Origin of the sequence: Prosthecobacter sp. (assembly GCF_044373815.1) — a bacterium.
Classification (GTDB): domain Bacteria; phylum Verrucomicrobiota; class Verrucomicrobiia; order Verrucomicrobiales; family Verrucomicrobiaceae; genus Prosthecobacter.
Genome location: NZ_JBIPNG010000361.1, coordinates 1 through 6,873, shown reverse-complemented (window position 1 = coordinate 6,873; position 6,873 = coordinate 1). Strand labels below are relative to the sequence as shown.

Annotated in this window: 1 protein-coding gene and 2 pseudogenes; 2 read left to right on the top strand and 1 reads right to left on the bottom strand. The window is 59.6% G+C overall.

Annotated features, from left to right (window positions below):
• Positions 1–1,085 (top strand): annotated as a pseudogene (locus tag ACIREA_RS23135) (hypothetical protein); the annotation flags it as partial.
• Between the two features lie 87 nt (positions 1,086–1,172).
• Entirely contained in the window at positions 1,173–3,587 is a 2,415-nt protein-coding gene (locus ACIREA_RS23130; RefSeq protein ID WP_397384710.1) for a hypothetical protein, read from the top strand.
• Positions 3,588–4,028: 441 nt separating this feature from the next.
• Here the strand turns inward: ACIREA_RS23130 and ACIREA_RS23125 are convergent.
• Positions 4,029–6,873 (bottom strand): annotated as a pseudogene (locus ACIREA_RS23125) (hypothetical protein); the annotation flags it as partial.

The following is a 6,873-nucleotide window of genomic DNA, read 5'->3' as shown; positions in this document are numbered from 1 at the left end:
AGGATGGCCAAACTGCTGAGAAAGGTGAGAAGCCGGGTGCTGGCGAGCAGCCTGGGAAAGAAGAGCAAGGGCAGGAGCCGGGCAAGGATGGCCAAGGTCAGGGGAAGGAACCGAAGATGGCCGGGGAAGGTCAGCAGCCTGGAAAAGATGGACAAGGCAAGGATGGCGAGGGCCAGCCGCAGGATCCGAAGATGGCTGGAGCAGGTCAGAAGCCTGGCGAAGGGGAGCCGAAGCCTGGACAAGGCAAGGAAGGCAAAGCGGGCCAGGGTGAAGGCAAAGACGCGCAGACTGCTGAAAATGGGCAGAAGCCAGGGCAAGGCATGCAGCCAGGCGAGAAGGGGCAGGGCGGACAGCAACCTGGACCTGATGGCAAAGGCGAAGGAGAAGGCCAGGGGCAGCAGGCTTCAGCGCAGCAGCCCAAGGGGAATCAACCCGGGCAGCAACCGGGGAAAGATGGGCAAGGCAAGGGGATGGGCCAAGGGCAGGGCGAACCGCAGACGGCGGAAAATGGGCAGCAGCCGGGCCGTGGGCAGCAACCTGGTCAGGGACAACAACCTGGCGAAGGGAAGAATCAAGGACGTGGGCAGGGCAGGGGACAGGCACAGACGCAGACGGCGGATTCCAACATGGGGCTTGGCATCACGGGAGATCGTGATTCGGACAATGACCGTCGGCGTCCGCAGATCAATGGAGGGGCTGTGCCTGAGGCGCTGTTCTTTGACGACAGCAAGGAGCAGCCTGACAGCGGGGTCTTTACCGGCAACGGCTACGAGCAATGGAGCGACCGGCTGCGCAACGTGGAGGAGCTTCTTAACAACCCTGAACTGCGCAATGAGGCGGCGAAGGTGCAGGATCGTGCGCGTGCGCTGCGCATTGAACTCAAACGGAGCAATGAGGCACCGCAGGTCGCCAACCTGAATACGCGAATCACGCAGCCGCTGATGGAGCTGCGGGATCGTGTGGTGGAGGAGCTTTCGAAGAAGGATGCGGGCAAGAACTTGGCGCCGGTGGATCGTGATCCGGTGCCGGCTGAGTTCCGTGATCTGGTGAAGCGTTACTATCAGGAACTGGGGGCTGGAAAGTAAGGATGTCCTAGGTTCTTTTATGCAATGCTGACTCGACGCTAAACAGTTGTTTAGCATACTGCATGGATGGCCCTGATGGTTCTGACATTGAGTAATCTAGATGGCGAGCACCGGATTTCGTGTCCGCTGCATGCGTCGCTGACGCTTGGCTGCGGACCTGACTGCGATGTGACGTTTGAAGGGGTGGGCATCCTGCCAAGGCACTGCGTGCTGTACAGGACGGGAGAGCGGACTTTTCAGATCATCGGGGTGTATGCGGCGGCGCAGTTCTCGGTGAATGGTGTGACTTCGAGCGAACTGGAAGTGAATGTGCCGTTCAAGTTTGGGATTGGCGGCGAGGTGTTTGATGTGGATCTCGCTGAGGGGGAAGCGGAGGTGCCGTTGAAGAAAGGGGGCGAGGGGGAATCTGGTGTGGGAGCCGAAGGGGCAGCAGCAGGGCCGCGCCCGAGCCGGCGGGAGTATTTGCTGAAGCCGATCACCTTGAAGCCGCGCGCCGGACAGCGGGTGGGTGAGGTGATTTTAGAGGCTGCTCCACCACCGGAAAACGAGGCACCCGTGCCGACTCAAGCTGCCAGCCTGCCAGCTCTGACGGTGGAAGCGATGGTGGAAACGCCGCTGCCGGCGGATGAGAATGAGGAGGAGGAGGGGGAATCTTCCAAGCTAGTGCTGGTGGGATTGCTTGTCTGTGGAGCGATGATCGCGGGCATTGTTTACTGGCCGCATCATCTGGATCAGCTCTCAGCGGCGAAACCCGATGTGGTGCTGCCGCCGGTGGTTGCACCTGCTCTTGCGCCGGAGGCGACGGTTCGGGCGTGCGAGGACCTCATTCGTGCCGGGGCTCCGCAACTGGCGGCACAGATGCTGATGCCGCTGGCGGAGAAGGGGAATCTGGTGGCGATGCATCGGCTGGCGCTGGCTCTGCGGGCTTCGGGCACGTTTGGAGAGGAAGTGGTGGTGTTGCTGCAAAAGGCGGTCGAGGGCGGACGGCGTGAGGCGCTGCGTGATTTTGTGACTGTGGTGGATAACGAGGAGAATCCGGCGCGGTACACGGAGGGTGCTTTCCAGCAGCTGCAACTGGCGGCGAAACTCGGGGAGACTTCTGCCTGGATGCCGCTGGGGGAACGCTACGAGTATGGCAACGGCACGAAGCCTGACATCAAGCTGGCGCTGGCTGCTTTTAAAAAAGCGCGGATGACCGGAGACAAGCGTGCTGCGGCGAAGCTCTCAGCCAAGCAGGGGGCGCTGGACCGTGTGGCGGCGTATGTGCGGTCATGGAACGAGGTTTCTGTGGCCAGGCTGCTGGAGCATGTGGCGGCGGGGCAGGGGACGTTTTTCACGCTGGATCATCCGCCGATGGAAGTGCTGCTGCGCCAGGAGGAGGAAATGCGGGACCGCTGGCCGCTGCGGCGCATCGGCGTGGTGGCGGGAGCGCAGGCGGAGCTGGAGACGTTTGATTTGATCAAGGTGACCCAGCCGTTTCAATTTGAAGTGCAGCGTGGTGAACGGATTGCGCGGGGGAAGGGTGTGCTGGTTTGCCAAGTACAGCGCGATGTGGCGGACCATTGGAGGATCACGGATGCGAGCGACCGCATTGAGGTGACTGAACTGCTGCCGGCGAAGGAGCAGTTTGTGAGCGCTGCGTCGTTGCGCGAGCTGAAGCCGGCTTTCACGCATGAGGAGCAGGTGGATGAAGCGCGGCTGGAGATTCTGGAGCAGATGCGGGGGCTGGAGGCGACGGAGGACTTCAAGCCGGCGCTCACGGTGCTGATGAACGCGATGTATGAATTCCCGCAGGACACTTTCTGGCAGCCGTTTGCGGACAAGCTGTGTGACCGCATGGCACGGCAGTTGTTCATGAGTGGCAAGTGGCTGGATGCGGCGTGGGCGGAGCAGGTGCACCAGTTTGCGGAGCATGGCAGTGTGTCTGCGATGCTGCTGGAAGGGCATCTGTATGCGGCGGGCTATGGCTGCCAGCGCAGTGCGGCGCGGAGTTTTGCGCTTTACCAGAAGGCCTTCGAGGCGGGGAAGCGGCGTGATGCGCGCTTCTACTATGCCGAGGCGTTGTTTCAGGGACAAGGCGTGACGCAGGACATTGAGAAGGCGGGGGCGCTGGTGCTGGCGTTTATGAGCCGGTCCAAGCATCCGCTGGAGGCGTATCTGGCTGCGCATCTGCTGTGGCGCAAAGCGGAGCAGGATCCGGCGCTGTGGCAGGATGTGTATGACACGCTCTCACGTGCGGTGGAGAAATTTCCGCCTGCCAAGAATCTGGCGGGCATGGTGCTGCTGAATCACGGGCAGACGACGAAGGAGCGCAGGACGGGTTTTGCGGCGATCAAGGCTGCGGCTGAGGAGGGCGTGGTGGAGGCGATGAAGAGCATCTCCCAATGTTACTTGGAAGGTGTGGGCTGTGAGAAGGATCTGCATCTGGCCACGTTCTGGAAGCAGAAGGCGATGGTGACGGAGCCGCCACGGCGGCGGCATTATACGGAGTTTGAGGAGTGATTGGGATGCCTGAGGGGTGGTCGCAAAGAGGCGCATATAGAAACAAAAAAGTGATGGAGTGATGGATGCTGGGTCGCGATAGATTTGGAGAATTTAGAGTGGTTCAGATTTGAACCACGGATTGCACGGAATGCACGGATGCCGGATCAGAGAGCGTGAAGCGTTGAGTGGATGTGTGAGCGAAAGGTGGCGTCTGTTTTTGGCAAAGGAATGGTGAGCAAAGGAATGGCCAGAGGCAGTGTGGGATGATTTTAAAGAGCGAGAGATTTGGAGGACGCGGATAAGGGCGGAAATTGAGCCGCTGAACGCACGGAACTGCGGTGGTTGATTGGTGGTATAAAGTGGTATTTGTTTGCGGGAATACGGGGCGAAGCGGGAGTGTGAGGGGCTTGACGATGTTTGACCGTCTTGAGGGCGCAGCCTTGTCTGTGCTGTGTGTGGCTACTCGCCTGAGCGAAGGAGGTCGCAGGTGATGAAGATGGCCTGGAGGATGTCGTCTTTTTCGAACTCGGTTTTGCCGGTGGGTTTGTAGAGGGAGAGGAGGCGGGCGGAGCCAGGCGAGATCGTGATTTGAGTTTTGAGCTTGGAGATGAAATAGTCGGTGAGTGTGAACTCGATGGGAAGGCCCTGTGCATCGAAGGCGTGCTCGCGGTGTTCGAGAGGGGGCGCTGTGTCGAATTCGGCTGCGATGGTGAGATCGATGTGTTTTCCATCTGCTGCGATGGTGGGGGTGAGCTCAATTCTGAGACCGACATTGCGGTGTTCGGAGACGAATTCGGGTGTCGCGTCTTTGGTGAAGATTGCTTGGGTCAGGGCGGAGTGATCCGCGCCTTGCTTGAGGGTGGAGAAGACGCCTGACACTGCCTCGAAACGGGCGGTGACGAGGGAGGTGGCTTCTCCGGCTTTGACGGCGGCGAGGAGCTGGTTGAGTTCGGCGCGGTGATTTGTTTTTCGGGCGGCATGAGCAGTGAGCTGACGCAGCAGCAGGCCGGGGGCCTGGAACATGTGGGTGGTGATGACGGCGGAGCTGGGCGTGATCTTGCCGAATGGTATTTTGGCCAAGTTTGCGGGAGTATTGCGAACGATGAAACCGCGAGATTGCTCCAGCATCCGGACATAGGAACCTGGGGGAAACTCCGCACCGCATGATTCGAATGATTGCTGGAGACTCTTTTCGCGGGATTCTGTGGTGGCCAGCACCAGCGTAATGGCTCCTGATGGAGGAGAGGCGGATGAAAAAGGATTCGCGCCATCAGCCGGAGCAGGTGGGGCTTGCCCGTCCGACAGCAAGTCTTCAAATGTGAAATATTTCACAATCATTTTCTCAGGCTGTGGTGAAGACGATGCTAGGGGCTGAGGTGAAGAAAGTTTGGGCTGCTTGATCAGGATTGGAACAACGTCGCATTTCAGAAAAGTGGCCCAGAGTTTGCCGGACTGCGCAGGACCCGGGGGAGGGGTGAGGGAGATGAGATTGATGCTGCCATCAGTGAAGGTGCTGGTGGTGGAGGTCTTGTGGTAGTGAAAGCCTGGGGCTGGAGTCCCCGCCGAGTGCTGCGAGGCGGGATGCAACTCGTGCTCGTAGGTCACTTCCACGGAGTGGTTGTCAGTGCCGATTGTGGCTGTGATGTTTAAGATAGAGCCGACGGTACGCGGGGTGAAATTGAAGCTGCGGCTGTTCTGGTGTTTGATGCCGGAGTCGTCCACCCAGGTTTGTTCACGGGCGGACTGGCGGGTGGCAAAGGAATCGGAGAAGACGGGAAGGAAAGCGGAATCGATGTAGCTGGCCTCCCCACGTGCGACGGCGGCCTCGACTGCGGTGAACATGGCGGAGTCATCTGCTGAGGCGATGGAGTGACGCGCGAGATCGCGCAAGATAGGCGCAGGTGCCTCCAGGGTATGCAGGGTGCAGGCGATGAACTTGCCGGAGTATCTGAGCAACTGATCGACGACCGATGCTATGTTGGAGATGTTGGCGGGGGTGTTGACGAGCCACAACTGGTCGCCGTGTTGCTCAATGGATGAGCCGGAAGGGAAGGTGATGCCTCTTTCCGCAAGCCAAGGCTTCAGAGCAGATGGCGGAGCGAGCGACAACACTTCATCGAACAAACCATCCGGTGCATGGAGTGCGAAGAAGGTCATGCCGGAGGGCATGGAAGTGCGGGGGGCTGGCTGCGGCTGCAGTGGCGGGAGGGCTTCGACCGTGCGGAGTTTGGCGGTGAGAAACACAGCGCAGAGGGTGGCTGCCTTTTCGTGCTGGGTGTCAAAAGGGCTGGTGACGCTGATGAGGCTGGTCTCGCCGTCTTGGAGGACGGCATCGATATTGAGATGGATGTTTGAAACATCTGCGCTGGGAGAGGCGGATGCGAGATCCCCAGGCGGGGTTGATTCAGCAGCCTGCTGCTGAGTGGAAGGAGGAGATGCGCCGAGAGTCAGATTCAGCGAGGCTTTGATGGTGCTGCCATCGGTGCTGACGATGGGCTCGATGGCGAGCTGAAGGCCGTTTTTGCGGGGCTTAGAGGGAATGGATATGGTGGGGGCGACTGCACCGAGGGGGGATGCCTGGGGAGGCGTATGCTCATGCAAGGTGGCGACAGTGGAGCGAACGCCGGACTTGGTTTCAAGAAAGGCATCGCTGATGACGCGAACGTTGGAGCCGGGCTTTTGCGCCTGGGCGAGCAGGGTGGTGAGTTCCTTGGAAGCGTCCGCAGGTACTGAAGCTGTGGCATTGGCCTGACGGATGAGTTCGGCGGGGCCTTCGATGACGGTGAGGGTGAAGGCGACATTTACGGGGGCTTGGCGATGGACGGCATCGATGAGGCCTTCGACGAGATCGAGATTGGGCTGGGTGTTGGTGACGGTGAGCTGACTGGTGTGGCGATAGAAACTGGCGCTGGCGCCTTTGGAAAAACGAACGCCTGCCGATTCGAGTGCATGCCTGGCTGTGAGGGGATTGAACGAGGCTTTCGCCTTGGGGTCATCCGGGGCAAAAGGATCTTTAGATGCGGCATTGGAACTGTAGGAAGAGTCGCAGGAGGAGAGGAAATCTGGCGGTACTTTGAAGGTGCGGCTGTGCAGCTCAGTTTCGAATTCTGCCAAGAGGGGGACGATGAGTACGGAGTTTTCTTCGACTCTGTATTTGGTTTGCGTGAGCTCGGTGACGTAACGGATGGCCTCTGACAACGGCAGATCCTGCACATTCAGAGTGATAGATTCCGTGATGGGGGTGTCGTCGAGGCGAAGGATGATTTTGACGCCTTTTTCGCCAGATGTGGATTTGTCGAGTTTG